Origin of the sequence: Streptomyces sp. NPDC017979 (genome assembly GCF_044328175.1) — a bacterium.
Lineage (GTDB): Bacteria > Actinomycetota > Actinomycetes > Streptomycetales > Streptomycetaceae > Streptomyces.
Genome location: NZ_JBIRGU010000001.1, coordinates 618,743 through 645,276 on the forward strand (window position 1 = coordinate 618,743; position 26,534 = coordinate 645,276).

The 26,534-nt window shown below is 73.2% G+C and carries 25 protein-coding genes; 12 read left to right on the forward strand and 13 right to left on the reverse strand.

What is annotated here, in order from left to right; genetic code table 11:
• Window positions 1-71: 71 nt before the first annotated feature.
• From ACH4E8_RS02600 to ACH4E8_RS02615, 4 genes are all read right to left on the reverse strand, one after another.
• Window positions 72-1,430: a hypothetical protein gene (locus ACH4E8_RS02600; RefSeq protein ID WP_398443604.1), complete on the reverse strand. Its 1,359-nt coding sequence runs from the start codon at window positions 1,428-1,430 to the stop codon at window positions 72-74.
• Window positions 1,427-3,217, reverse strand: coding sequence for a DUF3492 domain-containing protein (locus tag ACH4E8_RS02605; protein WP_398443606.1), 1,791 nt, complete (start codon window positions 3,215-3,217; stop codon window positions 1,427-1,429). Before ACH4E8_RS02605 ends, ACH4E8_RS02600 begins: the two co-directional genes overlap by 4 nt.
• Window positions 3,218-3,731: 514 nt before the next feature.
• Entirely contained in the window at window positions 3,732-5,276 is a 1,545-nt protein-coding gene (locus ACH4E8_RS02610) for a DUF3152 domain-containing protein (RefSeq protein ID WP_398443608.1), read from the reverse strand.
• Between the two features lie 9 nt (window positions 5,277-5,285).
• A complete protein-coding gene (locus tag ACH4E8_RS02615) occupies window positions 5,286-6,251 on the reverse strand; it encodes an alpha/beta fold hydrolase (RefSeq protein ID WP_398443610.1) in 966 nt (321 codons plus the stop codon).
• 355 nt (window positions 6,252-6,606) lie between these two features.
• Between ACH4E8_RS02615 and ACH4E8_RS02620 the strand changes: the two genes are divergently transcribed.
• The 4 genes from ACH4E8_RS02620 to ACH4E8_RS02635 all read left to right on the forward strand — a co-directional run bounded on the left by ACH4E8_RS02620 (window position 6,607) and on the right by ACH4E8_RS02635 (window position 8,583).
• Window positions 6,607-6,807 carry a hypothetical protein gene (locus ACH4E8_RS02620; RefSeq protein ID WP_398443612.1) on the forward strand — a complete coding sequence of 67 codons (201 nt, stop codon included), beginning with the start codon at window positions 6,607-6,609 and terminating at the stop codon, window positions 6,805-6,807.
• A gap of 201 nt (window positions 6,808-7,008) precedes the next feature.
• Window positions 7,009-7,662, forward strand: coding sequence for a TetR/AcrR family transcriptional regulator (locus ACH4E8_RS02625; RefSeq protein ID WP_398443614.1), 654 nt, complete (start codon window positions 7,009-7,011; stop codon window positions 7,660-7,662).
• 143 nt (window positions 7,663-7,805) lie between these two features.
• Window positions 7,806-8,033, forward strand: coding sequence for a DUF3107 domain-containing protein (locus ACH4E8_RS02630; RefSeq protein WP_398443615.1), 228 nt, complete (start codon window positions 7,806-7,808; stop codon window positions 8,031-8,033).
• Window positions 8,034-8,307: 274 nt separating this feature from the next.
• Window positions 8,308-8,583, forward strand: a complete 276-nt coding sequence (locus ACH4E8_RS02635) for a hypothetical protein (protein WP_398443617.1) — start codon at window positions 8,308-8,310, stop codon at window positions 8,581-8,583.
• Between the two features lie 111 nt (window positions 8,584-8,694).
• Here ACH4E8_RS02635 and ACH4E8_RS02640 read toward each other — a convergent pair whose 3' ends face one another.
• Window positions 8,695-9,471 carry a ferritin-like fold-containing protein gene (locus tag ACH4E8_RS02640; RefSeq protein WP_398443619.1) on the reverse strand — a complete coding sequence of 259 codons (777 nt, stop codon included), beginning with the start codon at window positions 9,469-9,471 and terminating at the stop codon, window positions 8,695-8,697.
• Window positions 9,472-10,112: 641 nt separating this feature from the next.
• Between ACH4E8_RS02640 and ACH4E8_RS02645 the strand changes: the two genes are divergently transcribed.
• Window positions 10,113-12,218, forward strand: a complete 2,106-nt coding sequence (locus ACH4E8_RS02645) for a DEAD/DEAH box helicase (RefSeq protein ID WP_398443621.1) — start codon at window positions 10,113-10,115, stop codon at window positions 12,216-12,218.
• A 120-nt stretch (window positions 12,219-12,338) separates the two neighbouring features.
• The gene (locus ACH4E8_RS02650) at window positions 12,339-13,226 is read left to right on the forward strand and encodes an alpha/beta fold hydrolase (protein ID WP_398443623.1); all 888 of its coding nucleotides are present in this window, start codon (window positions 12,339-12,341) and stop codon (window positions 13,224-13,226) included.
• A gap of 139 nt (window positions 13,227-13,365) precedes the next feature.
• Here the strand turns inward: ACH4E8_RS02650 and ACH4E8_RS02655 are convergent, their stop codons facing one another.
• Window positions 13,366-14,259 carry an NYN domain-containing protein gene (locus ACH4E8_RS02655; protein ID WP_398443625.1) on the reverse strand — a complete coding sequence of 298 codons (894 nt, stop codon included), beginning with the start codon at window positions 14,257-14,259 and terminating at the stop codon, window positions 13,366-13,368.
• 156 nt (window positions 14,260-14,415) lie between these two features.
• On the opposite strand from ACH4E8_RS02655, the gene ACH4E8_RS02660 reads away from it, so the two are divergent.
• A complete protein-coding gene (locus tag ACH4E8_RS02660) occupies window positions 14,416-14,568 on the forward strand; it encodes a hypothetical protein (RefSeq protein ID WP_398443627.1) in 153 nt (50 codons plus the stop codon).
• 92 nt (window positions 14,569-14,660) lie between these two features.
• On the opposite strand, the gene ACH4E8_RS02665 is transcribed toward ACH4E8_RS02660, so the two are convergent.
• The 4 genes from ACH4E8_RS02665 to ACH4E8_RS02680 all read right to left on the reverse strand — a co-directional run bounded on the left by ACH4E8_RS02665 (window position 14,661) and on the right by ACH4E8_RS02680 (window position 18,129).
• Window positions 14,661-15,266, reverse strand: a complete 606-nt coding sequence (locus ACH4E8_RS02665; protein ID WP_361959179.1) for a MarC family protein — start codon at window positions 15,264-15,266, stop codon at window positions 14,661-14,663.
• A 157-nt stretch (window positions 15,267-15,423) separates the two neighbouring features.
• Window positions 15,424-16,296 carry a PHP domain-containing protein gene (locus ACH4E8_RS02670; protein ID WP_398443629.1) on the reverse strand — a complete coding sequence of 291 codons (873 nt, stop codon included), beginning with the start codon at window positions 16,294-16,296 and terminating at the stop codon, window positions 15,424-15,426.
• Window positions 16,297-16,727: 431 nt separating this feature from the next.
• The gene (locus ACH4E8_RS02675) at window positions 16,728-17,366 is read right to left on the reverse strand and encodes a DUF6758 family protein (protein ID WP_398443631.1); all 639 of its coding nucleotides are present in this window, start codon (window positions 17,364-17,366) and stop codon (window positions 16,728-16,730) included.
• A 118-nt stretch (window positions 17,367-17,484) separates the two neighbouring features.
• Entirely contained in the window at window positions 17,485-18,129 is a 645-nt protein-coding gene (locus tag ACH4E8_RS02680; protein ID WP_398443633.1) for a suppressor of fused domain protein, read from the reverse strand.
• 534 nt (window positions 18,130-18,663) lie between these two features.
• Here ACH4E8_RS02680 and ACH4E8_RS02685 point away from each other — a divergent pair.
• Window positions 18,664-19,779, forward strand: a complete 1,116-nt coding sequence (locus ACH4E8_RS02685; RefSeq protein WP_398443635.1) for a magnesium and cobalt transport protein CorA — start codon at window positions 18,664-18,666, stop codon at window positions 19,777-19,779.
• Window positions 19,780-19,840: 61 nt separating this feature from the next.
• Entirely contained in the window at window positions 19,841-20,398 is a 558-nt protein-coding gene (locus ACH4E8_RS02690; protein WP_398443636.1) for a hypothetical protein, read from the forward strand.
• 367 nt (window positions 20,399-20,765) lie between these two features.
• Here ACH4E8_RS02690 and ACH4E8_RS02695 read toward each other — a convergent pair whose 3' ends face one another.
• Window positions 20,766-21,536, reverse strand: a complete 771-nt coding sequence (locus ACH4E8_RS02695) for a hypothetical protein (protein WP_398443638.1) — start codon at window positions 21,534-21,536, stop codon at window positions 20,766-20,768.
• Between the two features lie 187 nt (window positions 21,537-21,723).
• Between ACH4E8_RS02695 and ACH4E8_RS02700 the strand changes: the two genes are divergently transcribed.
• Genes ACH4E8_RS02700 through ACH4E8_RS02710 form a run of 3 tightly spaced genes read left to right on the forward strand, consistent with a single transcriptional unit; the run spans window position 21,724 to window position 24,845 of the window.
• Window positions 21,724-23,013, forward strand: a complete 1,290-nt coding sequence (locus tag ACH4E8_RS02700) for a magnesium transporter MgtE N-terminal domain-containing protein (RefSeq protein WP_398443640.1) — start codon at window positions 21,724-21,726, stop codon at window positions 23,011-23,013.
• 56 nt (window positions 23,014-23,069) lie between these two features.
• Window positions 23,070-23,669 (forward strand): DUF1003 domain-containing protein, encoded by a 600-nt coding sequence (locus ACH4E8_RS02705; RefSeq protein ID WP_398443642.1) that lies wholly within the window; start codon window positions 23,070-23,072, stop codon window positions 23,667-23,669.
• A gap of 42 nt (window positions 23,670-23,711) precedes the next feature.
• On the forward strand, window positions 23,712-24,845 hold the full coding sequence (locus ACH4E8_RS02710; protein ID WP_361529607.1) for an Mrp/NBP35 family ATP-binding protein: 1,134 nt from the start codon (window positions 23,712-23,714) through the stop codon (window positions 24,843-24,845).
• A gap of 86 nt (window positions 24,846-24,931) precedes the next feature.
• On the opposite strand, the gene ACH4E8_RS02715 is transcribed toward ACH4E8_RS02710, so the two are convergent.
• On the reverse strand, window positions 24,932-25,630 hold the full coding sequence (locus ACH4E8_RS02715) for a hypothetical protein (RefSeq protein WP_398443644.1): 699 nt from the start codon (window positions 25,628-25,630) through the stop codon (window positions 24,932-24,934).
• A 245-nt stretch (window positions 25,631-25,875) separates the two neighbouring features.
• Window positions 25,876-26,403 carry a sec-independent translocase gene (locus ACH4E8_RS02720; protein ID WP_398443646.1) on the reverse strand — a complete coding sequence of 176 codons (528 nt, stop codon included), beginning with the start codon at window positions 26,401-26,403 and terminating at the stop codon, window positions 25,876-25,878.
• Window positions 26,404-26,534: the final 131 nt, after the last annotated feature.

Genomic DNA, 26,534 nt, shown 5'->3' on the forward strand with positions numbered 1-26,534 from the left:
TGCGGCTGGCGCTTGTGTTTCGGCTCAGAGGTCCGGCGCCGGTCGGCCGGAGGGCCGGGGCGCGGCGCAGGTCATGAGGCGTGGGCGGAGGCCCGGGACAGTGCGCCCGCGGCCCGCACCAGCAGCCCGGCGGCGGCCAGCCCGCACACCAGGGCGGACGCGGCACCCGCGCCCCACGCCGTCAGCGCCGCCTCGACCGGGTGCGCCAGGGAAGCGCAGCCCGGCAGCCGACCGACCGCCAGCAGCGCCGGCCCCAGGGCGTGGCCCGCGCAGGCGACGCCCAGTCCGACGGCCGCGTCCCGCGCGAAGCCGTGCACGCTCAGCAGTCGGGCCAGGAAGAGCAGCAGCCCGAGGGCGCAGGTGGCTGCGAAGGCGCCCCCGTCGACCCGCCCTTCGCCGACGGCGGCGGTGCTCACCGCGACGGCCGCGGTCAGGGCCGTCGCGTACAGCGCGACGACGCCGAGCAGCAGCGGACGCACCCCGGCCGCGAAGGCGCCGAGCGCCCTGCTCACCCCCAGCCGCCGCCGGGCCCGTACGGCGAACAGCCGGACGCACCAGGCCGCGGGCGCGACGGCGAGCGCCAGCCCCACCAGCGGCGCGGGCGTGAAGGGGGGCGCGACGAAGGGCCCGTCGGCGGCGAAGGCGTCCAGCAGCCCCGGGCCGTACCCGACGGAGCCGAGCAGACACGGCGCCCACACGACGGTGGTGCGCGCCGTGCGCCCCCGCGCCCGCAGGGGCCCGTGCCGCAGGCAGAGCACCACGGCGACGGAGACGGCGACCGCGCCGAACAGGGCGGCGACCGTACGGGGCGGGCCGTCCAGGAGCAGCCAGCCCGCGCCGGTCAGCGCCGCGAGCCCGGCCGGCAGCAGCGCCCAGATCGCGCCCGGCGGGGGTGCGGGCGCCGGCCCCGGGGGGCGGGGCGGTTCGTCGCCCCGCGGGACCCGCGCGTACAGCTCCTCAGCCAGCGCGAACACGTCGCGGTGGCGGAAGCGCGCGACCGTCCGGTCGGTCACGCCGTGCGCTTCGAGCCCGGCGGCGATCTCCAGGGGGTCGACGGCGCGCTCGCACAGCCCGCGGTGGCGGTGCAGCAGGGTCTTCACCGGGTCGGCGGGGCCGCGGCGCGGCGCGCTCCGGCCGGCCGCGGGGCCCGGACCGGCGGGCTTCTTCGACGGCACGGGGGACCGGCCCCAACTCGCGGCGCCCGACCTCGCGCCGGCGCGTGCGGCGCGGTGCGGCGTGCGCCCCGAGCCGGTGCCGGCGCCGTCGGTCGTTCCGGCGCCGTCGGTCGTTCCGGCACCCGCGGCCGCCCCGGTCCCGCCGACCGCAGCCGTGTCGAGCAGCGCGTCCGAGCGCTCGTCCCAACCCCCGGGGCTCTGCGGCGGACCGGGTTCGTCCGCGTGCGGCGGGTCGGCGATCTGTGACGTGGTCATGTGCGGGCCTCCTTGGCCGTCACCGGTGCGAACGGGCCGGGCCCGCAGTTCCCGGCGGTCGACTCGGTACGGACCGCGGCTTCCGGCCCCCGCCACTCCACCGGGACCCACGCCTCCGCGGGGTGCCCGAAGGGCCGGGGTTCCCCGGCCGCGTCGACGGCGTCCCGGTCGACCGGGGCGCGGGAGATGACTTCGAGGTAGAGGGAGCGGAAGGCGGCGATGTTCTGGTCGGCGGTGAAGAGTTCGAGTGCGCGGGCGCGCGCGGCGGCGCCGAGGCGGGTGGCGCGCGCCGGGTCGCGGATCAGGTCGAGACAGGCGTCGGCGAGCGCCCGGGGGTTGCGCGGCGGGACGACGAGGCCGGTGCCGCCGATCACCTCGACGACGGCGCCGGTGTCCGTGGAGACGGTGGCCCGGCCGCAGAGCATGGCCTCGACGAGCGTGTGCGGGAAGCCCTCCACGACGCTGGAGAGCACCACGACCCCGCCGGCGGCGTAGGCGTCCGCGGGTTCGGGCGCCTCCGGGCCGCCGAGCTCCTCGAAGGAGACCGGGTTGTCCCCCACGGTGTGCGCGTCGGCGGCCTCGTCCGGGAAGAGCTGTGCGGCCAGCGCCTTGCAGTGGGCGAGGTACGCGGCGGCCGCCGGCCCGTCGGCGGGCGGGGCGAACAGCCGCAGCCGGGCCAGGGGTTCGCCCTTGCGCACCTCGGCGAAGGCGTGCAGCAGCGCGATCAGGTCCTTGCCCGGGTCGATCCGCCCGACCCAGACGAGGGTGTACGGGTCGCCGCCGTGCTCGGCCTCGCCGACGGCCGCGAACGGGTCGGCCGCGAGCCCGGGGTGGACCGTGCGCAGCTTCGCCCGGTCAGCGCCGCACTTCTCCTGCCAGCGGCGGGCGTGGTTGTTGCCGGGCGTGATGATCGTCGCCTGGGTGTAGACCTCGGTGGCGAGCCGGCGCTGGTACGCGGCGAGCACGGCGCGCACGGGCGTGCTCAGAGGGGCGCGCCGTACGGTTGGCTGCCCCCCGGCGTACGCGCCCCGGGTCGAGCTCTGGCGCGAGCCGGCGCGCGCTGCACTCGGAGCGCCGCCCCGACCGGACCGGGCGGGCCGTGCGGCGTGGTCGACCTGGTGGAGATAGTGCGCGCGCAGTTGTACGCCGTACTCCGTGACCAGCAGCGGAACCCCGCAGAAGCGTTTGGCCAACAGCCCGGGCACGGCCGCGGCTCCACCGGACACCGCGTGGCAGAGGTCGACGGACCCGAGGGCGCCATCGCCGTACCAGTCCAGGGAGAGCGGGCGCAGCCGGCGCTCCAGCGCATCGGCCACGGCGAGGTGGTCGAGGACCGTGGCGCCGTGCAGCGCGCGGTGCGCGCCGGGCGCACGACAGGCGGACTCCAGGATGCGTACGGCGTGTTCGGAGCGCAGGTCCGCCCCCAGCGGGCCGTGCTCGCTGGCGACTTCGGCGAGGCCGTACAGCCCGTCAGCGAAGGCGCCCGCCCCGTCCGGGCCGGGGATGCAGATCGCGCTGGCGACCTGCGCGAAGTGGTCGACGAAGCGGCGGCGCGCACGGCGCGGCAACGCGCGTCCGCCGTCCCCGAGCGTCAGCGACGGCGCGGTGCGGACCTGGCGCACCTGCGGCGGCAGGTGGACGGCGCGAACGCCCCACGGGGCGGCGCCGGCCAGCGCGTACACGTGGAACTCGTGCTGCACGAGCCCGCGCACGAGCCGGTCGCACCACACCGACGACTCACCTGACGCATACGGATAACCACCCTCCGTGAGCAGTCCGACCCGCACGTGCGCACCCCCGATCTCGCTTGTGAGCGGCCACCGTTGACCCGGCGACACGCGGCGGAACGACCGTAAGCCGCCGGGGCGGTGGCACGACGGACGGTTGTCCGCCGCGCCACCGGAAGGGGTGAATACACGTAACTTTCACAGCGCGATCGCGTTCCGTCGCGCTACAGATGCACTCCGTCACCGACGGTCAAGTAGGGGCCATTCCCTCACGCCCCGGTTTCCCTGCGGGTGCGTTGCCCTCTACTGCCCGGTGGTGGGCTGGTCGCGCAGCTCCTCCCCCTGCGCCCTGCGGGCACGGGGGCACCCAGCGCCCCCAAACCCGTTCCTCCGCAGGCCGTGGACAGCGCCGGAGGTACCACAAGAATGCGGTCCGCAGACGAGCGACGGGGTGAGCGAATCAGGGGCGCTGGAGGTCCGCCCCATGCCCTCTGGGCACGGGGGGGGGAGGAACTGCGCGAAACAGCCCAGCACCAGGCCGCAGCCTTCCGGGCGCCCCGGGGCCGGGGCGACGTCAGCCCTTCGGGTACACCCAGGGGTTGGGCTTGCAGCTGATTCCGTCGATCTTCAGGGACTTCGTCTGCTGCTGCATCACCGGGGCGAGCGACCCCTCCGTACGGCAGCTCACGTGCCCGTGGCCCAGCCGGTGGCCGACCTCGTGGTTGATGAGCATCTGCCGGTAGGCGACCATCGCGTCCTCCCCGTACGTCTCGGAGCCCTGCCCCCAGCGGAACGCGTTGATCATCACCCGGCTCGTGGACGCCGAGTCGCAGCTCACCTTGTCGATGGAGGTGTTCAGCCCGGACTTGGCGCACCACACGTCCGTGGTGCCGGGGCTGGCCAGCGTGATGACGAAGTCGGGGTCCCCGGACGAGATCCGTTCGAAGCTCATGGCGCCCTTGCGGGCCCAGCTCCGCTCGTCGTTCAGGGTGCGCTGCACGGCGGCGGCGAAGAACGCGCCGTCCATGTCCAGCCCCTTCTCGACGTCGACCCGGTAGCGGACCTTCTTGCCCGGGCCGGGTGCCTTGTCGAAGCCGGGCACGGTCTCGAAGGTGCCCTCGGCGGTCGAGTCCGGGTCGATCGGGAAGCGGGCGGCTAGCTGCTGCTCGTACGTGGGGGCCTGCGGCTTGCTGTCCCGCGCGTGCGGCTGCGGCCCGCCCTGCCGGTCGTCGGAGCGGGACGCCGACTCGGCCGCGTCGCCGCGCTCGTCGCCCGTCGCCGGCACCTCTTCCCGGCGTTCGTTCTCGGCCGAGACCTGCCCGGCGACGACGACCGCGAGCACGGTGGTCACGGCCGCCGCGGCGATCCCGGTGAGGGTGCGGCCCTTGCCGCCGCGCCGGGGGCGCGGGACCGGGGCCTGGCCGCCGACGCGTTCCCCGGCGCCGTCCCGCTCGGGAACGGTCGGTGCGGCAGCACCGCTCGACGGCTGCGCGGCGGGGTCGAACGCGTCGACGAACTCCCGGCGCGGGCCCGGTATCCGGGAGCCCGTGGGGCCCGCCTCGGGTTCGGGACCGGCCGGCGCCGCGTGCTCCGGGTGGACGTACTGCGCGGGCCCGGCGTGGTGCTGCGGCGCGCCCTGCTGACCGTGCTGCCCGTGGTCGTACGCGGATGCGCCGGCGCCCCAGCCACCGCCCGCCTCGTGCTGCTCGGGATGGCCGCCGCGGGCCGTCGGGACGCCGTATCCGGAGGGCGCGTGCTCGGCCCCGTAGCCGTACGCCGCGCCCTGGTGGTGCTGTGCGCCCTGGTCGTACCCGCCGGGGGCGGCGTGACCGGGGTGGTACGCACCCGGACCGGCCGCCTGCTGCGGACCCTGCTGATAGGGGTCGGCCACCGGGTGGCCACCGGCGTCGTACGCCGGGACGACGCCCGGCCCGCCCGCGCCGCCGTACGCGTCGACGCCCACGCCGACACCGGAACCGGCGACGTCGCCCGCGGCCTGCACCCGGGCGGCGCCGGGAACGCCGACCGCGCCCGCCGGGTCGGCACCGTTTGCCGCGCCGCTCCCGCCGTCGGTGTTCGAGCCCTTGGGCCCGGGGCCCTTACGGCTGTGTCGTCCCACGGGCCCCGATCAGCTCCTGCCGCATTCGTCCATCAATTCCCGGAACGCCTGGGCGACCGTCTCCGGGTACTCCATCATGGCCACGTGACCGGCGTCCGGCAGCGTCAGCAGCCGGGAGTCCCGGAAGGCCACCGCGGCCTTGCGGGCCATCCGGTACGACACGAGCCGGTCGCGTCCGCCGTACACCAGCAGCGTCGGTGCGAGCACCCGCTCCGCCTGCCGCCACAGCCCGTGCTGTCCGCCCAGGGTGTACGCATCGACGATACCGCGCGCCGAGCGGACCATCGCGTCCCAGAAGTACGGCAGTTGCAGCCGCCGTTCCATCTCGGCCACGGCGTACCCGAACGCCTCCTCGGAAACGCGACCGGGGTCCCCGTAACAGAGCGCCGTGACCGCGCGGGTGCGCCGCTCGGCGCTCCACCCCCCGGTCAGCCGGCTGAAGGCGCCGCCCACCCCGGGCAGCGCGAGCAGGGCGGTGGGCACGGCGGTGCGCTGGACGCGCAGCTCGGGCAGGGCCGGCGAGACGAGCGCGAGGGTGCGCACCAGGTCGGGCCGGACGGCCGCGACGCGGGTGGCGACGGCGCCGCCGAGCGAGTTGCCGATGAGGTGGACGGGGCCGCGGCCGGAGGCGTCCAGGTGCCGGATGACGGCCCTGGCGTGACCGGTGACGGAGTAGTTGCCGTCGTCCGGCGGCGGCGAGTCCCCGAAGCCGGGCAGGTCGACCGCCTCGCCGTCGACCACGTCCGCGAGCAGCGGCATGAGCGACGACCAGTTCTGCGACGAGCCGCCGAGCCCGTGCACGTACAGCGCCGGCGGCAGCCCGGCACGCGCCGGCGGCCTGGACCGGACGGTGAGGGTGAGCCCCGGCAGGGTGACGGAGCGCAGCTCCTCGCCTTCGGCGACCCGCACGGCGGCGACCTCGGGAACCGCGGCGACGAAGGCGGCAAGGGCGCCGGGCAGCTCGGTCGAAGACATGCGGCAATGTTACGAGAGGATCACACTGCGAATCGTGTGTTCGGCATCACAAGGGGTACGCGGACGCGTAGCGCCACGGTGCGCAAGCTCCTACGCTCAAAGGGGAAGGTTCCGTTCCAGGGCTCCGCTCCAGGGCCCCGGGCCGTCCATCGCGCGGGCGGGACTGGACGGAACGGAAACGGCGGAAACCCTCCCCGGGAGAACCCCGCAGCGAAGAGCCCCGTGGCTCCGCAATCCGTAAGAGAAGGAACCCCACTCAAGGGAACCCCTGAGAAGAAGAGGTGGCAGACGGACCGGCCGGGTCCGGCCCGGCCGGGAGAGACCGGAAGACGGCGGACAGAAGAAAAGGTGCCGCATGGCTGTCGACCCCACCGATCCGGAGACCAACGGTTCGGGAACCAACGAGGTCCCGGAGGCGGACGCCGCCGAGCAGGAAGCGGACCTGCGCCCCGAGGACGACGGACCGCCGCCCCGCATCGACCACGACGCGGCGAACGAGGCCGACGCCGTCGAGCAGGCGCGCGTGGTGGCGCTGGACGAGGACGACTACCGGTGACGTGTCGTCGACACCCGGTGACGCCGGCCTTCCGCTTCCGCCCCACCCTCCCCGACCTGCCCCCCTTTGCCCACGAATAGGGAGCTACCGCGACTGTCCGGTCCGTGAAATTCTGCGTCCGCGACGCGCACGGCCGGGTTACCCAAAAGTACGATGGCGGGCGCGGCGGAGACCGCGCACGGAACGATTTTGGGAGGCGGCGTGACAGCCATCGAGCAGACAGAGGCAGCGCGCCCGCGGGGCACGCGCCTGCCACGCCGAGCCCGCAGGAACCAGCTCCTGGGCGCCGCCCAGGAGGTCTTCGTGGCCCAGGGCTACCACGCGGCCGCGATGGACGACATCGCCGAGCGGGCGGGCGTCAGCAAGCCGGTGCTCTACCAGCACTTCCCCGGCAAGCTGGAGCTCTACCTCGCCCTGCTGGACCAGCACTGCGAGGCGCTGCTGCTGGCGGTGCGCTCGGCCCTGGCGTCGACGTCCGACAACAAGCAGCGGGTCGCCGCCACGATGGACGCCTACTTCGCGTACGTGGAGGACGAGGGCGGCGCCTTCCGGCTGGTCTTCGAGTCCGACCTGACGAACGAACCCGCGGTGCGCGAGCGCGTGGAGCGGGTGTCGCTGCAGTGCGCGGAGGCGATCTCCGACGTGATCGCCGAGGACACCGACCTGTCGAAGGACGAGTCGATGCTGCTGGCCGTGGGGCTCGGCGGCGTCGCCCAGGTCGTCGCGCGCTACTGGCTCTCCAGCCGGTCCGGGATCCCGCGGGACCGCGCCGTGCAGCTGTTGACGTCGCTGGCCTGGCGGGGCATCGCGGGCTTCCCGCTGCACGGCACCGACCCCCAGCCGGACGGGCACTGACCGCTGCCGCGGCGCGTGCGGCGTGCCGGTGTTCGCTGATGGCGTTCCCCGAGCGCGGCTGTGCGGGCACCCCTCCGGGCTAATGTGTGCTGGTACGGCGCGGTGACCGCGCAAACGCACTGACCGTTCGGAGGGACATAGCCGTGGAGGTCAAGATCGGCGTGCAGCACTCGCCCCGGGAGATCGTCCTGGAGAGCGCGCAGTCAGCCGAGGAAGTCGAAGACGCCGTGAGCCAGGCGCTGGCCGGCAAGTCTCAGTTGTTGAGCCTCTCGGACGAGAAGGGTCGCAAGATCCTGGTGCCGGCCGACCGGATCGCGTACGTCGAGATCGGCGAGTCGTCGACCCGGCGCGTGGGTTTCGGCGCGCTGTAAGGCGGGCGGCCCGTTCGAACGCGGGCACGAAAGGGGTCCCGGTGGACGATCCACCGGGACCCCTTCGCATGCGCGCCCACGGCCGCGGTCGGCCGGCGCTTCGTCGCAGGTCGACGGCGGCTCGACGGCAGATCCACGGAAGATCAGCGGCGGGCCGTCCGGAGATCAATTCTTTCCGGCGGTAGACCCGGGGTGGAGGGTTGCTTTCCCTGACCGGGGGGTAGTACCGGCTGTAACCGCTCCACCCCCTTCCGCGTCCGCGAGGTGATCAGCAGTGCTGCTGGTAGCGATCGGCTCGGTCCTGCTCGGTCTCGCCCTGTCCTGGGCGGCCGTCCGTCAGCTCGCCGACCGGTTGCCCGCGCGCCGTCCGGTGCTGCTCACCGGCCCGCTGGGCGCGCTCTTCGGGGCGTACGTGACGCATGCGGCGCTGGGCCCCGGGCATCTGCTGGGGACGCTGGTGGGCGCGGTGCTGATCGCCGGCGTCTCGCTGTCGCTGCTGCTGCTCCCAGCGGGCCGGCGCCGGCTCGCCGGTCGACCGCTCCCCTTCTGACCGCGCCCGCGCACGGCGTCAGCAGCACGCGGAGCCGGTCATCGGATGACGTACGAGGGGGAGGGTCGACAGGACGCCGTTCCGGCGGACCGGACGGGGCGCGTCGATCGCTCAGGCGGCGAGGCCGAGGGCGGCCATCCGCTTGGTGTGCGCCTTGGTGATCCTGGTGAACATCGCGCCGACCGCCGCCAGGTCGAAGCCGTCGGCCACTCCGCCGACGAGCATCGTGGAGAGCGCGTCCCGCTCGGCGACGACCCGCTGCGCCTGGGACAGCGCCTCCCCCATCAGCCGTCGCGCCCACAGCGCGAGCCGGCCGCCGACGCGGGGGTCGGCCTCGATCGCGGCGCGCACCTTCTCGACGGCGAAGTTGCCGTGCCCGGTGTCGTCGAGGACGGCGAGCACCAGGGCCCGGGTGTCCGAGTCCAGGTGGACGGCGACCTCGCGGTAGAAGTCGCTGGCGATCGAGTCGCCGACGTACGCCTTGACCAGGCCCTCCAGCCAGTCAGACGGCGCCGTCTGGTGGTGGAAGTCGTCCAGCGCCTTCGCGAACGGCTCCATCGCCGCCGTCGAGTCCTCCTCGATCGCCGTGAGCCGGTCCCGCAGCCGCTCGAAGTGGTGGAACTCGGCGGACGCCATCTTCGCCAGCTCGGCCTTGTCCCCGAGGGACGGGGCCAGCTTGGCGTCCTCGGCGAGCCGCTCGAAGGCGGCCAGCTCGCCGTAGGCGAGCGCCCCGAGCAGGTCCACCACTGCGGCGCGGTACTGGGGGTCGGCGGACGCCGTGGCCCAGTCCTGGGCGGCGATGCCGGTGTGCTCGGGGGCGGCTTCCGCCGCGGTCGTCTCGGCTGCGTCGTCGGCGGAGTGGTCAGGGGCTCGGTCAGGCGTCTCCATGAACCGCACAATAGCCGTCCCCACCGGTGCCATAAGGGGCCGGCGAGCCGGGCCCGCGGCTCGCTCGGGCCCGGGCCCGAGCCCTGAGGCACCCGGATTCCCGCGATTCCCACAAGATCGGCAGAACACCGGCCGACACAGATGCACGAATCCGGGGTACAGTGGTATTGCGCCTGCTGGGCGTTATGACAGTCGTGTGTCTGACTTCATGACGCGTTCGGCGGGCGATCGCAGTGTTTTGACTGAGGGATGAAGGATTTCGTTTCCTTAAGTGATCCTCGTGATCCTTCTGACCCCATGAGGATGCCCGGTCGGTGGCACGATCGGCTCCGAACCGACCGCCCTCAGCGCGGACCGTGCGCCTTCTCGCGCATGTCCACAGATGAGGGGCCCCCTCAGCGGCACGAGCGCTTCGAGCGACGGCAGTGGTCCCGCGCCATCGGCCAACCCGCGGCCGGCCAGCACCCCGGTGCGACATCCAGGTGCGGTACGACCCCCGTCGCTCGCCTCGCGCCGCGTCTCACAGAAGAGGCAACATCCTGACTACGCAGCACACGACTTTCCGGGATCTCGGAATCCTGGCGGAAACCGCCGAGGCGCTCGAAGCCGTCGGCATCGTGAACCCCTTCCCCATTCAGGAAATGACGCTCCCGGTGGCCCTCTCCGGCACCGACGTCATCGGCCAGGCCAAGACCGGCACGGGCAAGACGCTCGGTTTCGGCCTGCCGCTGCTGGAGCGCGTCACCGTCCCCGCGGACGTCGAGGCCGGCCGGGCGCAGCCCGACCAGCTCACCGACGCTCCGCAGGCGCTCGTCGTCGTCCCCACCCGCGAGCTGTGCACGCAGGTCACCAACGACCTGCTGACCGCCGGCAAGGTGCGGAACGTCCGAGTGCTCGCCATCTACGGCGGCCGGGCCTACGAGCCGCAGGTCGAGGCGCTGAAGCGGGGCGTCGACGTGATCGTCGGCACCCCCGGGCGCCTGCTCGACCTGGCCGGGCAGAAGAAGCTCGACCTGTCCCGGGTGCGTGCGCTCGTGCTCGACGAGGCCGACGAGATGCTCGACCTGGGCTTCCTGCCCGACGTCGAGAAGATCATCCAGTTGCTGCCGGTCCGCCGGCAGACGATGCTCTTCTCCGCGACGATGCCGGGCGCCGTCATCGGGCTCGCCCGGCGGTACATGTCGCAGCCCACGCACATCCGCGCCACCGCGCCGGACGACGAGGGCGCGACCGTCGCGAACATCACCCAGCGCGTGTACCGCGCGCACTCAATGGACAAGCCCGAGATGGTCTCGCGCATCCTCCAGGCCAACGGCCGCGGGCTGGCGATGATCTTCTGCCGTACCAAGCGGACGGCGGCGGACATCGCCGAGCAGCTCGCGCGCCGGGGCTTCGCCTCCGGCGCCGTCCACGGCGACCTGGGCCAGGGCGCGCGAGAGCAGGCCCTGCGCGCCTTCCGCAACGGCAAGGTGGACGTCCTCGTCTGCACCGACGTCGCCGCGCGCGGCATCGACGTCGAGGGCGTCACCCACGTCATCAACTACCAGTCGCCCGAGGACGAGAAGACGTACCTGCACCGGATCGGCCGCACCGGCCGCGCCGGGGCTTCGGGTACCGCGGTCACGCTGGTCGACTGGGACGACATCCCGCGCTGGCAGCTGATCAACAAGGCGCTGGACCTGAAGTTCCACGACCCCGTGGAGACGTACTCCACCTCGCCGCACCTCTTCGAGGAGCTGGACATCCCGGCGGGCACCAAGGGCGTCCTGCCGCGGGCCGAGCGCACCCGCGCCGGCCTGGCGGCGGAGGAGCTGGAGGACCTGGGCGAGACCGGTGGTCGCGGGCGCAGGTCGGCCGCTGCCGCTCCCGCCGCGGCGCCCGAGCGACCGGCCAAGACGCGGACTCCGCGCCGTCGCCGGCGCACCCGGGCCGGCCAGCCCGCGGACGCCGCCGTGGCGCAGGGCGCGCCGGAGGCCGTGGCCGAGGCGGACGCCCCGGCGGAGTCGGCCGCGGTGCGCACGCCGAGGCGTCGTCGCCGTACGCGCTCCGGCGCGGCCGGTGCCGTGACGCCGGCCGTGGCGGAGGCCGTCGTCGAGACCACGGTCGAGCCGGCGGTCGAGACGGCAGTCCCGAGCGCGGTCGAGCCGGTCGACGCTCCGGCGGAGAGCCAGCCGCGCCGTCGTCGTACGCGCGCGGTCAAGGCCGAGGTCCCCGCGCCGGCCGCGGCGCCGGAGGCGGAGGTCGCCGTCGCTGAGGCCGTCGCCGTCACTGCGGTGGTGGAGAAGCCGAAGCGCACCCGCAAGAAGGTCACTGCACCCGCCGCCGAGGCCCCGGCCGAGGTCGCGGACGTGGTGGAGAAGCCGAAGCGCACCCGCAAGAAGGCCGTCGCTCCGGTCGCCGCCGAGGCCCCGGCCGAGGTCGCTCCGGAGGCCGAGGCCAAGCCGAAGCGGACCCGCGCCCGCAAGACGGTGGCAGCCGCCGAGGCCCCGGCCGAGGTCGTTGCCGACGTCGCTTCGGACGTCGCGGCCGAGCCCGCGGAGAAGCCGAAGCGGAAGCGGGCCGTGAAGGCGGTGAAGTCCGCCGTCTCGGTGGAGACCGCCGAGGTCGCGGAGAAGCCGAAGCGGACCCGTACGCGCGCCGTGAAGTCGACGGCGACGGCGACCGCCGCGGCGGAGGCCCCGGAGGCGGAGGCCAAGCCGAAGCGGACCCGTACCCGCAAGGCGGCCGTCGCCCAGCCCGAGGGCTGACCCGGCGACACCACCGGCGCACCAGCGCACCACCGACCGGCCCGGTCCCGCCCAGGGACCGGGCCGTCGGCGTTCCGCCCCGGTCGGGCACCCCCCTGCGAGCGCCGTTAACCTCAACGCATGAGCCGCCCATCGACTTTCGAGCCGCCCGCCTGCTCGCGCTCCCGGACCCTGCGCACCGGCCGCGGTGACTTCGCGGTGCTCGACGCCGCCCCCGAGGCGCCCGCCGGCGGCCACCGGGGCGCCGCCCTCCTCGTGCCCGGCTTCACCGGCAGCAAGGAGGACTTCATCGCCCTGCTCCAGCCGTTGACGGACGCCGGGTACCGGATCGCCGCCGTCGACGGACGCGGTCAGTACGAGACCGCGGGGCCGGCGGATCCGCAGGCGTACGCACAGGAGGAGTTGGCCCGCGACCTGCTCGCGCAGGCCGTGGCGCTCGCCGAGGAGACCGGCGGCGGCCCGGTCCATCTGCTGGGCCACTCCCTGGGCGGCCAGATCTCCCGCGCCGCGGTCCTCATCGACGCGGCGCCGTTCCGGACGCTGACCCTGATGTCGTCCGGCCCCGCACTGATCAGCGAGGGCCAGCGGGCACAGGTGCGGATGCTGAGCGAAGCGCTCGCGTCGACGGGGATGGCGGAGGTGTGGGAGGCCATGCAGGCGCAGGAGACGCCGCAGGACGTGGACGTGGCGGACCCGACGGACACCGCCTCGGACCGCGAGGACCTGCGGCAGCGCTGGCTGCGCCACAACCCCGTACAGCTGATCACGACGGGCCGCCAACTGTCCGTGGAACCGGACCGGGTCGACGAGCTGGCCGCCGTGGCGTCGCTGCCCAAGCACGTGCTGAGCGGTGAGCGGGACGAGGTGTGGCCGGTGGCGCTGATGGACGAGATGGCGGTACGGCTCGGAGCGCGGCGCACGGTCGTCACCGGCGCCGAGCACTCACCCAACACCGACCGCCCCACCGAGACGGCCCGCGCCATCGCCGACTTCTGGGACCGCCACTAGGTCGTCGGGGCGGGCGCGGGCTCAGGTCGCGCTCCCTTGTGCCCTTGGACGGAGCCGCCGTTGCCCTGCGGAAGCGTTGGCCGCCGCGGTCCGGTGGCGTGGGGCGGACCGTAGGGGCGACGGCGAGGCCCGGCACGGGCTAGTACTGGGCCTGGAGGTGTTGCCAGAAGCCGTCCCGCAGGGCGCGCCGCAGCGGGGCCTGGCCGCGTAGGGACGTCTGGAGCCGCTGTTCGGCCTGGACCAGGAGGTCCTGGTCGACCGGTCCGGGCAGGTACGGGTGGCCGGGCAGCAGCTCCGCCAGGGCTTCCCGGCCCCGCTCCCCCAGCCAGGTCGCCGCGATCTGCGCACCCACGAAGCGGACCTCCTCGCGGGAGGGCGGCGGCGAGCCGTCGTGCTCGTACGTGGTGACGGCGCGGCGGTTGATGTAGGGGCGGCAGAAGTCGAGGTCGAAGGTGCGCTGGCTGTCGACCTCCCACAGCAGGGGCTCGGCCTGGTTGCTGCCGTCCGCGGACTCGATGCCCCACAGGTGGACGCGGGCGCCGTAGCCCTGCGCCGCCTCCACCGCGGACACCAGGTCCTCGTCCCCGCCGACGAGGGCGGCGTCGCTGATGGCGCGGTGGCGGGCGAGCGATTCCAGGTCGCCGCGGATCAGGGAGTCGACGCCCTTCTGCTGGTTGTTGGCGTTGAGGTTGCCGAGCCGCACCTTGACGTCGGGGAGTTCGGCGATGGACTGCTGCTCGGTGGTGTGGATGCGGCGGCGGGCGCCGTCGTACCAGTACACCCGCAGCAGTCGGCTGTCGGCGAAGATGCCGCGCGCCTTGTCGATGAACGCCTCGATGATCCCTTCGGCGTCCAGGTCGAAGCAGCGCCGGTCCTCGGTGCCGGCCACCAGCAACCCGGCCGCCGCGTACACGTACCCCGCGTCCACGAAGATCGCATGGGTCGAGGGGGTCCGCGAGACCTCGACGAGGACGCGCTGGAGGAGTTCGTTGGTGCGGTCCAGCCGGGCCGCGATCTCACCGGTCTCGTTCACACCGCACCCCTTCGTCCCTGATCCGCACGAACCCACCAGTAGTTAGACACGTAAAAAGTTTCCTTAGCGTAGGGAATAATTGATGCGGCAACCCATGTTGATGATGACTGACCGCATCAGTTCTCCAGCAGGAGGATCAGGACGAAGGGAGAAGCCGTGCGCTTCGAGATCATGCGACTGGACGACGTCAACGGCACCGCCGTGGACAGTACGGTCGTGGATGCCGCCTCCGTCAACCGGATCGTGCAGCAGGCCGCAGCAACGGGCCAGCGCATCTACATCCGCCCAGCCGAAACGCCGGCTTCATAGCTCGTTCGGAGCAACAGACGTGACCGTGCCCCCGCGGGTCTCCGCGGGGGCACGGTCGTGTCCCGGGCCGTTTGGGGGCGGGGGCCGCGGGCTCAGGCGCCCTGGACGACCTGGGTGACGCCGTTGATGATCTGCTGGACCGCGATCGCGGAGAGCATCATGCCCGCGAGCCGGGTCACCAGCACCACGCCGCCGTCCTTGATCACCCGGATGATCAGCAGCGAGTAGCGCATGCTCAGCCAGAGCACCGCGTGCATGACCAAGATCGCCGACCACACCGCGATCTGCTGGCCCGCCGTGTCCGCGTTCTGCACGGCCAGGATCACCGAGACGATCGCGCCGGGCCCGGCCAGCAGCGGCATGCCGAGCGGCACCAGCGCGACGTTCACGTCCTTCGTCTGCTTGGGCTCGTCCGTCTTTCCGGTGAGCAGGTCGAGTGCGATGAGCAGCAGGAGCAGTCCGCCCGCGATCATCAGGGCCGGCACGGACACGTGCAGGTAGTCGAGGATCTGCTGCCCGACGAGGCCGAAGACGGTGATCACGCCGAAGGCGACGGCGACGGCCTGCCAGGCCATCCGCCGCTGCATCTTGGCGGGGCGCCCGGAGGTCAGCGCGAGGAAGATCGGAGTGATCCCCGGGGGGTCCATGATGACGAACAGGGTCAGGAAGAGGGAGCCGAATACGGCGGCGTCGAACACGGTGGTGCCTAAGGGGTCGCGAAGGAACGTGTGAGCAGGGTGGGGAGGGGCACGCCCGCGCGGCGCCGAGGGCCGCGGCACGGAGGTGCCGACGCTCGGTTCAGCCTGCGCACGGGCCGTGCGGAGGGAGGTGGGGGACGGCGCGCGGGGCGCGGTCCTACGCGGGGCGCCCACCCGCGCCCGGGACCGGGAACGCGCCCGTGGCGCGGCGCGTGATCTCGCCGTAGATCTCCGGGTCGGTGGTGTACTGCCCGAGGGCGACGTCCTTGCGGCTGCCGTGGTAGTCGCTGGAGCCCGTGGTCAGCAGCCCCAGGTCCGCGGCGAGTGCGCGCAGCCGGGCGCGGGTGGGCCCGTCGTGGTCCATGTGGTCGACCTCGATGCCGTCGAGGCCGGCGGCGGCCAGCTCGGCAATGGCCTCTTCGGGGACCGTACGACCGCGCTTGACGGCCGCCGGGTGGGCGAAGACCGCGACCCCGCCGGCCGCCTTGACCAGGCGGACCGCGGTGAACGGGTCGAGTTCGTGCTTGACGACGTGGGCCCGGCCGCCGTCGGCGATCCACTCCTCGGTGAACGCGTCGGAGACCGTCGGCACGGCGCCGACCTCCACCATCGCCGCGGCGACGTGCGGACGGCCCACGGTGCCGTCGCCGGCGATCCGGGCGACCTGCGCCCACTCGACGGGCACGCCGAGCTCCTGGAGCTTGGCCACCATCGCCTGCGCCCGCGGCACCCGGTCATCGCGCAGCAACTCGCGCTCGCGCAGCAACTCCGGCTCCGCGGGATCGAAGAGGTACGCCAGCAGATGCAGGCTCACGCCGTCCAGCGCGCAGGAGATCTCGGCACCGGTGACCAGCGTCAGCGGGCGCTCCAGGCCGGACAGCGCGGCGGTCGCCTCGGCGTGCCCGCGGGTGGTGTCGTGGTCGGTGAGGGCCACCACGTCCAGCCCCGCAGCGGCGGCGTTGCGCACCAGCTCGGCGGGGGTGTCCGTACCGTCCGACGCCGTGGAGTGGGTGTGCAGGTCGATGCGCACGCGGGACTCCAAGGGTGAGGTGGGACGAACGGGGCGGTCGGAACGGTCGTGACGAGGGCCGATTCAGTGTATCCGGCCCGCTCACCCGTACGACCGCGCGCACGCAGCGGCCCGCACGTGCCTCGTCCGGACCTGCTGCGCCTCCGGACGAAGCCGCCGTTTCCCTGCGGAAGGGTTGACCTCTGCGGCCCGGTGGTGGGCTGGTCGCGCAGTTCCCCCGCGCCCCTGTTTCGCTGCTCCCGTCACTTTGCTGCGAGCTGAGGTCAGGGGGCTTAGGGGCACTGGGGGTCCCCCCACGCCCGCAGGGCACAGGGGGCGGAACTGCGCGAATAACCCACCACCGGCCGGTGGAGACCAGCGCTCCCGCAGAGCTACGGCGGCTACGTCCATACGCACAGGGACATACGCGCAGGGACATACGCGCAGACGGCCTAGGACAGCAGCCGTGGCGACAACGCACCGCAGGGGACCAGTTCGACTTCGTCGCCCGCGTCCCGCAGGTCGGTGAGGACGAGTTCGTCGTACATCAGCAGTCCGGAGCGCTCGGGCCAGACGATCGCCCACAGCCACAGCCCGCGCGCCTCGCCCGCGAAGACCGCGCGGTCGTCGGGGGCGGCGCGGACGTGCCACAGGGGAGTGGGGCGGCCCGCGGCCAGTATCTTCGCCTGGGGCGCCCGGTCGAAGTGGATGTGCGGGCCGGGGTCGGGGCCGTCGATGCCGGCGTAGCGCGCGCCGAGGCCGACCCCCAACTCCTCGGCGACCAGCAGCAGTTCGCCGATGCCGCCGAGCGGGCCCGGGCCGGTGCAGGCGACGGCGGTGGCCCGGCCGCCGCTGCGGTCGTCGCCCGCGTACGCGACGCCGGTGAAGAGCCAGCCGACCGGCAGCGGCCAGGGCATCCAGACGGGCACCCGGGCGCGGTGCACCACGACGCCGAGGGCTTCGACACTGGGCGGGATCACCGGCTGGAGCGGATGCACGGCGCCGTGGACATCGCACTGCCAGGCGTCGGCGAAGAGTCCGGGCGCCCTGACCCGCCCACCGCACTTCGGGCAACTGGGTTCGCCCCTCATAGGGCCCAACGGTCCTACCCGCCCGCCCCCACGTCAAGGACGATCACCCTTTCCGGCGGGTGCGCTTGCGATCGCACGGCACCGGGTGTAAGCGCAGCCCGCGGAGGTACCCGGAACGTCAGTCCAGCCGAACGGGCGCGCGCAGCGGGTCGCGCAGGTCGGTGCCGTGGGTCAGCCAGCGTTCTTGCAGCGCCTGGGCGCCGTGGACGCGCTTCCAGGCGGCCTCGTTCGGCGTCATCGGCAGCAACGGCAGGAAGCGCACGGCCTCCAGCGGGGCGTCCAACTCCAGGTCGTCCACGAGTCCGCCGGGCTCGCCCACCAGCACCGAGGTGAAGGGGGCGCCCGGCCACAGCGCCTCGCCGACGTCGAGGGAGGCGCCGGGGGCCACGACGACGCCCTCGACCTGGGGGGACGCAGCGAGTACGGCGAGCGGGCGCAGCACCCGGTCGGTGTCCGCGAGCCCCGAACGCACGGACAGGACCAACTCGGCGCGGGGTCCCTTGACCGGGTCCGCGACCACCGCGGTCGGGTCGGACATGGGGTGGGCCGACATCCCGAGCGTCGCGTACCGCACGATTCCGCCGCCCCCCTCACCACCACCGGCGCCGTCACTGCCGCCGTCACTGCCGCCGCGCGCGTCGTCGGCACGGAAGCGGAGCACCTCGATGCGGTCCGTCCCGAGGAACGTCACCGCGGCGCGCGCGTCCGGCGCACCGAGCGCCGTCTGCAACCGCGCCTCGACCAGAGCGAGAACTTCTGCCATCCGGCGAGCATAAATCGCGTAGGGAACGGGCAAGGACACCAGTTGGCCGTCAGTCGGCTGATAGTGTTGGAGGCTGGTCGGGACATCGACGCGAAGGCGTCCACCCGAAGGCGGACGCCAGCTCCGCCCTCCGGTCCCGGGCAGCTCGTCTATCCCCCACGGGGGACCGGCCGGAGGAGGTGGGATCCACGGTGGATCGAAGTCGACCGTGTAGTACCAACCGCTCTTCCGCGCAGCGCCATCACTTCTCCCGATGAGCTGACCCCCGCACCGCACCGCGATCCACGGCCCGTCCCGCGCCCGTACTCGTACGTCCGCACCCGACGCTCCGTGACGCACCGGCGATCCGCACGGCGGAAGAGCACAGCGCCCCCGTCTTCTTGCTGCTTTCCCTGCTGTCTTTGCCTGTCTGTAGCGAACGCCGTCACCGCGCACCCCGCGGTGCCGCCCGCTTTGCGGACGTGAGGACCACGTCCCCATTCCGGGCTGTGCCACGCCACGCGCCCCGACGGCCCCTCCGTGAAGGAGCCAGCCGTGTCGATGATCCGTGACCTGCGCGCCGCCGTCCGCCCCGCCCTGCGCAAGAGCAGCGCGCCGTACAGCTCGTACGACCCCGCCCACGACCCGTCCGCCTCCAGCGCGGTGGTCGACTGCGCCGTCTACCGCGACGGGCAGCGGGTGACGAGCGAGACGTGCCTGACGCCGCGTGAGGCGATGCTGCGGGTCCGGGAGGGCGGCGGCTTCGCGTGGATCGGGCTGCACGAGCCGACGGAGGAGGAGTTCGCCGGCATCGCCGCGGAGTTCGGGCTCCACCCGCTGGCCGTGGAGGACGCCGTCCACGCGCACCAGCGGCCGAAGCTGGAGCGGTACGACGACACCCTCTTCACCGTCTTCAAGACCGTGCACTACGTCGAGCACGCCGAGCTCACCGCGACCAGCGAGGTCATCGAGACGGGCGAGGTCATGTGCTTCACCGGCCGGGACTTCGTGATCACGGTCCGGCACGGCGGCAAGGGCTCCCTGCGGGCGCTGCGGCACGGGCTCCAGAAGGACGCGGAGCTGCTGGCCAAGGGCCCGTCGGCGGTGCTGCACGCCCTCGCGGACCACGTCGTCGACGGTTACATCGCGGTCGCCGAGGCGATGCAGGACGACATCGACGAGGTCGAGATCGACGTCTTCTCCGCACCCTCCAAGGGCAGCCCGCGCGGCACGGACGCGGGCCGCATCTACCAACTCAAGCGGGAGGTGCTGGAGTTCAAGCGGGCGGTGACGCCGCTGCTGCGGCCGATGCAGCTGCTCAGCGAGCGGCCGATGCGGCTGATCGACCCGGACATCCAGAAGTACTTCCGGGACGTCGCGGACCACCTCGCCCGCGTCCAGGAGGAGGTGCTGGGCTTCGACGAGCTGCTGAACTCGATCCTCCAGGCGAACCTGGCTCAGGCGACGGTCGCGCAGAACGAGGACATGCGCAAGATCACGTCGTGGGCCGCGATCATCGCCGTGCCGACGGCGGTGTGCGGGATCTACGGCATGAACTTCGACTACATGCCGGAGTTGGGCTGGAAGTACGGCTACCCGATGGTGCTGACGGCGATCGGCGTCATCTGCTTCGCCATCCACCGCACGCTGAAGCGGAACGGTTGGCTGTGAGGGGCGGCGGCGCGGGTCGGCTGCGGGGGGTGGCTGTAACGCCTGGCGGTAGGCTGCGGCCATGACACCGACGCAGCGGGCGGACCTGTCCGAGCCGTCCGACTTGGACGTGGCCCTTGTCGAAGAGGCCACCAAGAAGTCCGGGCTGGTGTGGGTGCGCGGCGAGGTCGCGGGCGCGGAGGAGCGGGCGCTGTGGCACGTCTGGCACGACGGCGCTGCGCACGTCGTCGGCGACGGCCCGCAGGAACAGCCGCTGCCCGGCCTGGTGGCCGGCGGGCGCGCGACCGTCACGGTGCGCAGCAAGGACAAGGGCGGCCGGCTGGTGTCCTGGACCGCGTCCGTGCGCGAACTCGAACCGCGCTCCGAGGAGTGGGAGTCGGCGGTCGCCGAGCTGAAGACGAAGCGGCTGAACGCGACGGACACGGAGGGGTTGCGGGAGGAGTGGGCACGGGGGTGCCGAGTGCTGCGGCTGGAGTTGGCGGCGGTGGGTGCGTCCCTGCCGGACGGCTCCCTGGCGACGGCCCCGCGGCCCACCTCTGCGACGACCCGGGCCCCGATTCCGGCGGCCCTCCCGAAGCTCCTCCGCGGACGCGGCCGCGGCCGCGCCCGCCGCGCCTGACGCCTCGGACGACCTCGCCGCCCCCTGCGGACCGGTGGTGGGCTGGTCGCGCAGTTCCGCCCCCTGACACCCCCGCCGTTCTCCCACGGGAGCATTGGTCTCTGCGACCCGTGCGTGGTTCTCGCGCAGTTCCCCGCGCCCCTAAAACCTCCGGCTCCGCAGGTCACGACGAGGTGAGCGAAACAGGGGCGCGAGGAACTGCGCGACAAGCCACAGTGCACCCGCAGAGACCAACGGCGCCCGCAGGGCACAGGGGGAGGAACTGCGCGAGCAACCCACCACCGGGCCGCAGGGGACAACGCGCCCGCAGGGCAACGGCGAGGTCGTCAGGGCGCTGGGCGCACCCGCACCCGCACCCGCGAGGGGGTCAGTCGATCGTCTTGGGGAGCGACTTGCCGTAGTCGACCGTCGCGGACGTCGGGGGCGCTGCCAGCGGGAAGTCCTCACCCCACCGGCCCAACGTCAGCACGCCCCCGCCCCCCGCCCGCGCGAACTGCAGTGGATACGGCGCGCCCTCCAGCGAGACGTCCAGCACCCCGCCCGCGCCCTCCCCCGCGGAGACCTGGATGGTGCGGACGCCGCCGATCTTCGTGCGGTCGCCCTTGCTCAGTTCGCCCGTCATGCCGAGGAAGCCGTCGAGCAGCGCGTCCTTGTCGGTGAAGCCGCGGAACTGGTCGTACGCCGGGTCACCTTCCGGGACCTTCACGTACTTCCCCTCCAGCTTCTCCACCGCCTCCGCGTCCGCGTCCGACTTCGCGGACGGCGCCCAGAAGCCGGCGTCCGCCTTCAGGTAGAGGTCGTCGGCGACCCGCAGGAGCTCGAAGGTGTTGTCGCCGGCCGTCACCGACCCCGTGCCGCCGTCGTCCTTCAGCCGCATGTTCAGCTTGTACGTGCCGCCCTTGCTGACCAGCGTGCCGGACAGGCTCACCGACTTCGCCTCGGCCGCCGCCGCCCGCGCCTGGTTCTCGATCTCGGCGGCGGGGAGCTTGCCCAGGCCGTTCGTCCCCTTGTCCGGGTCCTCGGCCTCGCTGCACGACACGAGCCCTGCGGTGAGCCCCGCACTCAGCACCGCGGCCACGACGGCCCGGCGCGCACGGGGGACGGACGGGAGAAGGGCCACCTGCGCACTGCCTCTCATCTGCTTCGCATCGCTGTTGGGGTACTGCTGGGAGCACTGCTGGTAAAGGGGGGTGCAGAGCGCAGCGTACCCGTGCCGCGCGAGCGCTTCGGCGGCAGCCGTGCGCAGCCATCCGGACGCCGAACGCCGGCGGAACGAAACGGCACGGGCTAGCCTGAAGCCCCCGAAAACAGGGAAAGGGGGCAGCATGGCGGCGAGCACCCCCCGCATCTTCGTCTCCCACCTCGCCGGCGTGCCCGTCTTCGATCCGAACGGCGACCAGGTCGGCCGGGTCCGCGACCTCGTCGTCATGCTCAGGGTCGGCCGGCGGCCGCCCCGGCTCCTCGGCATGGTGGTGGAGGTGCTGACCCGGCGCCGGATCTTCCTGCCCATGACCCGGGTGACCGGCATCGAGTCCGGCCAGGTCATCACCACGGGCGTGGTGAACGTCCGCCGCTTCGAACAGCGCCCCACCGAGCGCCTGGTCCTCGGCGAACTGCTGGACCGTCGGGTGCACCTGGTGGAGACCGACGAGGAGGTGACCGTCCTCGACGTCTCGGTGCAGCGGCTGCCGGCGCGCCGGGAGTGGGAGGTCGACCGGGTCTTCGTGCGCCGCGGCCGGGGCGGCGCGCTGCGCCGCAAGGGCGAGACGCTGACGGTGGAGTGGTCCGCGGTGAGCGGGTTCCGGCTGGAGGAGGAGGCGCAGGGCGCGGAGAGCCTGGTCGCCACCTTCGAACGGATGCGCCCCGCCGACCTCGCCAACGTGCTGCACCACCTCTCCCCCAAGCGCCGCGGCGAGGTCGCGGCCGCCCTCGACGACGACCGGCTGGCGGACGTGCTGGAGGAGTTGCCGGAGGACGACCAGATCGAGATCCTCGGCAAGCTCCACCAGGAGCGCGCGGCCGACGTCCTGGAGGCGATGGACCCGGACGACGCGGCCGACCTGCTCTCCGAACTGCCGGAGGACGACAAGGAGCGGCTGCTGCGGCTGATGCAGCCGGACGACGCGGCGGACGTGCGCCGACTGCTGTCGTACGAGGAGCGCACGGCGGGCGGTCTGATGACGACGGAGCCGATCGTGCTGCGCCCGGACGCCACGGTCGCGGACGCGCTCGCCCGGGTGCGCCAGGAGGACCTGTCGCCGGCGCTGGCGGCGCAGGTGTACGTGTGCCGCCCGCCGGACGAGACGCCGACGGGCAAGTACCTGGGGACGGCGCACTTCCAGCGACTGCTGCGGGACCCCCCGTACACCCTGGTCAGTTCGGTCGTCGACTCGGACCTGCCGCCGCTCGCGCCGGACACCCCGCTGCCCGCGGTGACCAGCTACCTGGCCGCGTACAACATGGTGGCCGCGCCGGTCGTCGACGAGAGCGGTTCGCTGCTGGGCGCGGTGACGGTGGACGACGTGCTCGACCACCTGCTGCCGGAGGACTGGCGGGAGACGGAGTTCGAGGAGTCCGCCCTCCACGACGACGCCGACCGGGCGGCCGGGTCATGAGCGGCAGGGACGGGTCATGAGCAGCGGGTACGGGTCGTGAAGGGCGGGGACGGGTCATGAGCGGCGACCTCGGGCAGCCCGCCGACCGCGACCGCGCGGAGCAGAAGGAGCGGCCGTCGGTGCGCGCCCGCGCCCGCCTCGACCTGCCCCAGGTGCCGCGGCGCACCGTGCTGCCGGAGTACGACCCGGAGGCGTTCGGCCGGCTGTCGGAGCGGATCGCGCGGTTCCTGGGCACCGGGCGGTTCATCGTCTGGATGACCGCGGTCATCATCATGTGGGTGGTGTGGAACATCGCCGCCCCCGCGTCGCTGCGCTTCGACCCGTACCCGTTCATCTTCCTGACCCTGATGCTGTCGCTCCAGGCGTCGTACGCCGCGCCGCTGATCCTGCTCGCGCAGAACCGCCAGGACCAGCGCGACCGGGTCACCCACGAGCAGGACCGCGAGCAGAACGAGCGCTCCATCGCGGACACCGAGTACCTGACGCGGGAGATCGCGTCCCTGCGGATGGGCCTCGGCGAGGTCGCCACCCGCGACTGGATCCGCTCCGAGCTCCAGGACCTGGTGCGCGACCTCGGGGAGTTGCGCGAGTTGGACGAGCGGGCGGCCGTATTCCCGGGGGATGCCGCACCGGAGCGTGACGAAGGCGACCGCTGACGGCCTTTCCGGCGGCGGGAGCCCGCGCCGTACCATCTCCGTATGGCTACGGAAGACGCGGTGCTCGAAGCACTGGCGACGGTGAACGACCCCGAGATCAACCGACCGATCACCGAACTCGGCATGGTGAAATCGGTCGAGGTCGGGGCGGACGGCGCGGTCGCCGTCACGGTGTACCTCACGGTCTCCGGCTGCCCCATGCGCGAGACGATCACCAAGAACGTCACGGACGCGGTCGCCCGCGTCGACGGCGTCAGCCGGGTCGACGTCACGCTGGACGTGATGAGCGACGAACAGCGGCGGGAGCTGGCGACCGCCCTGCGCGGCAACACCGCCGAGCGGGAGGTCCCCTTCGCCAAGCCCGGGTCGCTGACCCGGGTGTACGCGGTCGCCTCCGGCAAGGGCGGGGTCGGCAAGTCCTCGGTGACCGTGAACCTGGCCGCGGCGATGGCCGCGGACGGGCTGAAGGTCGGCGTGGTGGACGCCGACATCTACGGTCACTCGGTGCCGCGGATGCTGGGCGCCGACGGCCTTCCCACCCAGGTCGAGAACATGATCATGCCGCCGTCGGCGCACGGCGTGAAGGTGATCTCCATCGGCATGTTCACCCCGGGGAACACCCCCGTGGTGTGGCGCGGCCCGATGCTGCACCGCGCGCTCCAGCAGTTCCTCTCCGACGTCTACTGGGGCGACCTGGACGTCCTGCTGCTCGACCTGCCGCCGGGCACCGGCGACATCGCGATCTCCGTCGCCCAGCTGGTGCCGAACGCGGAGATCCTGGTCGTCACCACCCCGCAGCAGGCCGCGGCGGAGGTCGCGGAGCGCGCCGGCTCCATCGCGGTGCAGACGCACCAGAAGATCGTCGGCGTGGTGGAGAACATGTCCGGGCTGCCCTGTCCGCACTGCGACGAGATGGTCGACGTGTTCGGCACCGGCGGCGGCCAGAAGGTCGCGGAGGGGCTGACGAAGACGACCGGCGCGAACGTTCCGGTGCTGGGCGCCATCCCGATCGACGTACGGCTGCGGGAGGGCGGCGACGAGGGCCGGCCCGTCGTGCTCAGCGACCCGGAGTCGCCGGCGGGCGCGGCGCTGCGCTCGATCGCGGGGAAGCTCGGCGGCCGACAGCGCGGGCTGGCCGGCCTGAGCCTCGGCATCACACCCCGGAACAAGTTCTAAGAGTTCTTCAGTTCCGTACGCACGAAAGGACCGGGGGCGCCCGCATCGGGCGCCCCCGGTCCTTTCGTGCGTAGGCGGGCGGGGCCTCAGGCCAAGGCGTCCTGTTCGTACGGCGCGAGGTCGTGCACCACCGAGAAGCCGAGGCCGTACGCGCTCATGCCGCGCCCGTACGCCCCCAGGTGCACTCCCGGGCCCCCGGTGCCGTCGGAGCCGGCGGTGGAGCTGGTGGAGCCCGCCAGCACCCATCCGTAGTCCGTCTCGCGGTAGTGGAAGGGCGTGGGCTCGCCGTTCACCGGCAGCGACAGCTGCGACCACTCCGGCCCGTCGAGGTCGTCGGCGAGGACGAAGGCCGTCTCGGTCTGCTGGTCCAGCCAGTCGTCCCGCAGCGCGTGGTCCAGTTGCGGCGGCCAGGTGTGCGCCAGCAGCCCGGAGCCGGCCAGCCAGGCCGCGGAGGAGACCGTGGTGGCTTCCAGGACGCCCGTGCCGTCGCCGCTGCGGCGCACGGGGCTGGCGGCGACCGTGACGACCACCGCGAAGCGCTCCCGCATGGAGGCCGCGGCGTCCGACCGTATCGACGGCGCGTCGCCGTGGCCCAGGGAGCCGTGCTGCACGACGCCGTCGGCCGCCGCGGCGACCTGCATCAGCCGGCGCTGCCCGGTGAACGCCTCGTCGAGCCCGTACCAGGGGAAGGACGCACGGGCGTAGTCGTCGAGGGTGCCCCGGCCGTGGAAGGCCGGCGTCGGCCCGTCCGCGGTCTGGTCCGCCTCCCGACTCGTCGTCTCCATCTACCCGGCCGCCTTCCTCCGTGTCCCAGGTCCGGAGCGGACCCGCCCCCCTCGGGCGTCCTCGCGTCCTGACAGATGGAGAGAATAACCACCCCGCTGCGACTCCCAGGGATTGACCGGGGTCCAGCGGGCGGATACGACCCGACTGCGGACGCGGGCGGGCCGGGGACCGCCCGGGCGGGGTACGGCCCGTGGCATCCGGCGGAACGCCCCCGCACGTCGGGGCGCAGCGGCGCGGGAGGGGCTCAGGTGGCGTCGGCGTCGAAGGGCGGACGCGTGGTCTGCTCGGCCGGCTCGCGCTTCTTCAGCAGGTCAGGAGTGCCGGCAGCGGGCTTCTTGAGCAGGTCGGGGGTGCCGGTGGACTTCTTCAACAGGTCCGGGGTGCCGTCGGACGGGCCGGGGACCGCGGCGGGCACGGGCCGGTCGGCGTCGGAGTCCGCCGACTCGGTGCCGTTGACCGCGTCCGCGACCTCGTTCATCTCCTTGCGCAGGTCGAAGGAGCTGCCCAGCTCCTTCAGCTCGCGCAGCTCCTCGTTCTCGTTGAGGTGCTTGCGGATGAACGTCTTCGGATTCAGGTCCTCGAATTCGAAGTCCTTGAACTCCGGGCCGAGTTCCTCGCGGATGTCGTGCTTGGCGCTGTCGGAGAACTGACGGATCTTCCGGAGCGTGCGGGTGACGTCCTGGATCACCTTGGGGAGCTTGTCGGGGCCGAAGATCAGCACGGCGAGCACGACGAGAGCCACCAGCTCCAGTACGCCTATGTCATTGAACACCCTGCTGCTCCTCGTGTTCTCCGTGTGCCGTGGGTCGAATCGGGTCCGGACCCGAACCACGGTACCCGGCGGAACTTCCGTGCGTCACGTGCCGGGACGCCCTGATCGCCGGCGCGGCGCGGCGTACATCC

What these genes read in the sequence shown, in the direction of transcription:
- ACH4E8_RS02600 (WP_398443604.1), bottom strand. Translation starts at nt 1,430, where the DNA reads ATGACCACGTCACAGATCGCCGACCCGCCGCACGCGGACGAACCCGGT.
- ACH4E8_RS02615 (WP_398443610.1), bottom strand. Translation starts at nt 6,251, where the DNA reads ATGTCTTCGACCGAGCTGCCCGGCGCCCTTGCCGCCTTCGTCGCCGCG.
- ACH4E8_RS02620 (WP_398443612.1), top strand. Translation starts at nt 6,607, where the DNA reads ATGGCTGTCGACCCCACCGATCCGGAGACCAACGGTTCGGGAACCAAC.
- ACH4E8_RS02640 (WP_398443619.1), bottom strand. Translation starts at nt 9,471, where the DNA reads ATGGAGACGCCTGACCGAGCCCCTGACCACTCCGCCGACGACGCAGCC.
- ACH4E8_RS02645 (WP_398443621.1), top strand. Translation starts at nt 10,113, where the DNA reads ATGACGCTCCCGGTGGCCCTCTCCGGCACCGACGTCATCGGCCAGGCC.
- ACH4E8_RS02650 (WP_398443623.1), top strand. Translation starts at nt 12,339, where the DNA reads ATGAGCCGCCCATCGACTTTCGAGCCGCCCGCCTGCTCGCGCTCCCGG.
- ACH4E8_RS02675 (WP_398443631.1), bottom strand. Translation starts at nt 17,366, where the DNA reads ATGAGGGGCGAACCCAGTTGCCCGAAGTGCGGTGGGCGGGTCAGGGCG.
- ACH4E8_RS02680 (WP_398443633.1), bottom strand. Translation starts at nt 18,129, where the DNA reads ATGGCAGAAGTTCTCGCTCTGGTCGAGGCGCGGTTGCAGACGGCGCTC.
- ACH4E8_RS02690 (WP_398443636.1), top strand. Translation starts at nt 19,841, where the DNA reads ATGACACCGACGCAGCGGGCGGACCTGTCCGAGCCGTCCGACTTGGAC.
- ACH4E8_RS02695 (WP_398443638.1), bottom strand. Translation starts at nt 21,536, where the DNA reads ATGAGAGGCAGTGCGCAGGTGGCCCTTCTCCCGTCCGTCCCCCGTGCG.
- ACH4E8_RS02700 (WP_398443640.1), top strand. Translation starts at nt 21,724, where the DNA reads ATGGCGGCGAGCACCCCCCGCATCTTCGTCTCCCACCTCGCCGGCGTG.
- ACH4E8_RS02705 (WP_398443642.1), top strand. Translation starts at nt 23,070, where the DNA reads ATGAGCGGCGACCTCGGGCAGCCCGCCGACCGCGACCGCGCGGAGCAG.
- ACH4E8_RS02710 (WP_361529607.1), top strand. Translation starts at nt 23,712, where the DNA reads ATGGCTACGGAAGACGCGGTGCTCGAAGCACTGGCGACGGTGAACGAC.
- ACH4E8_RS02715 (WP_398443644.1), bottom strand. Translation starts at nt 25,630, where the DNA reads ATGGAGACGACGAGTCGGGAGGCGGACCAGACCGCGGACGGGCCGACG.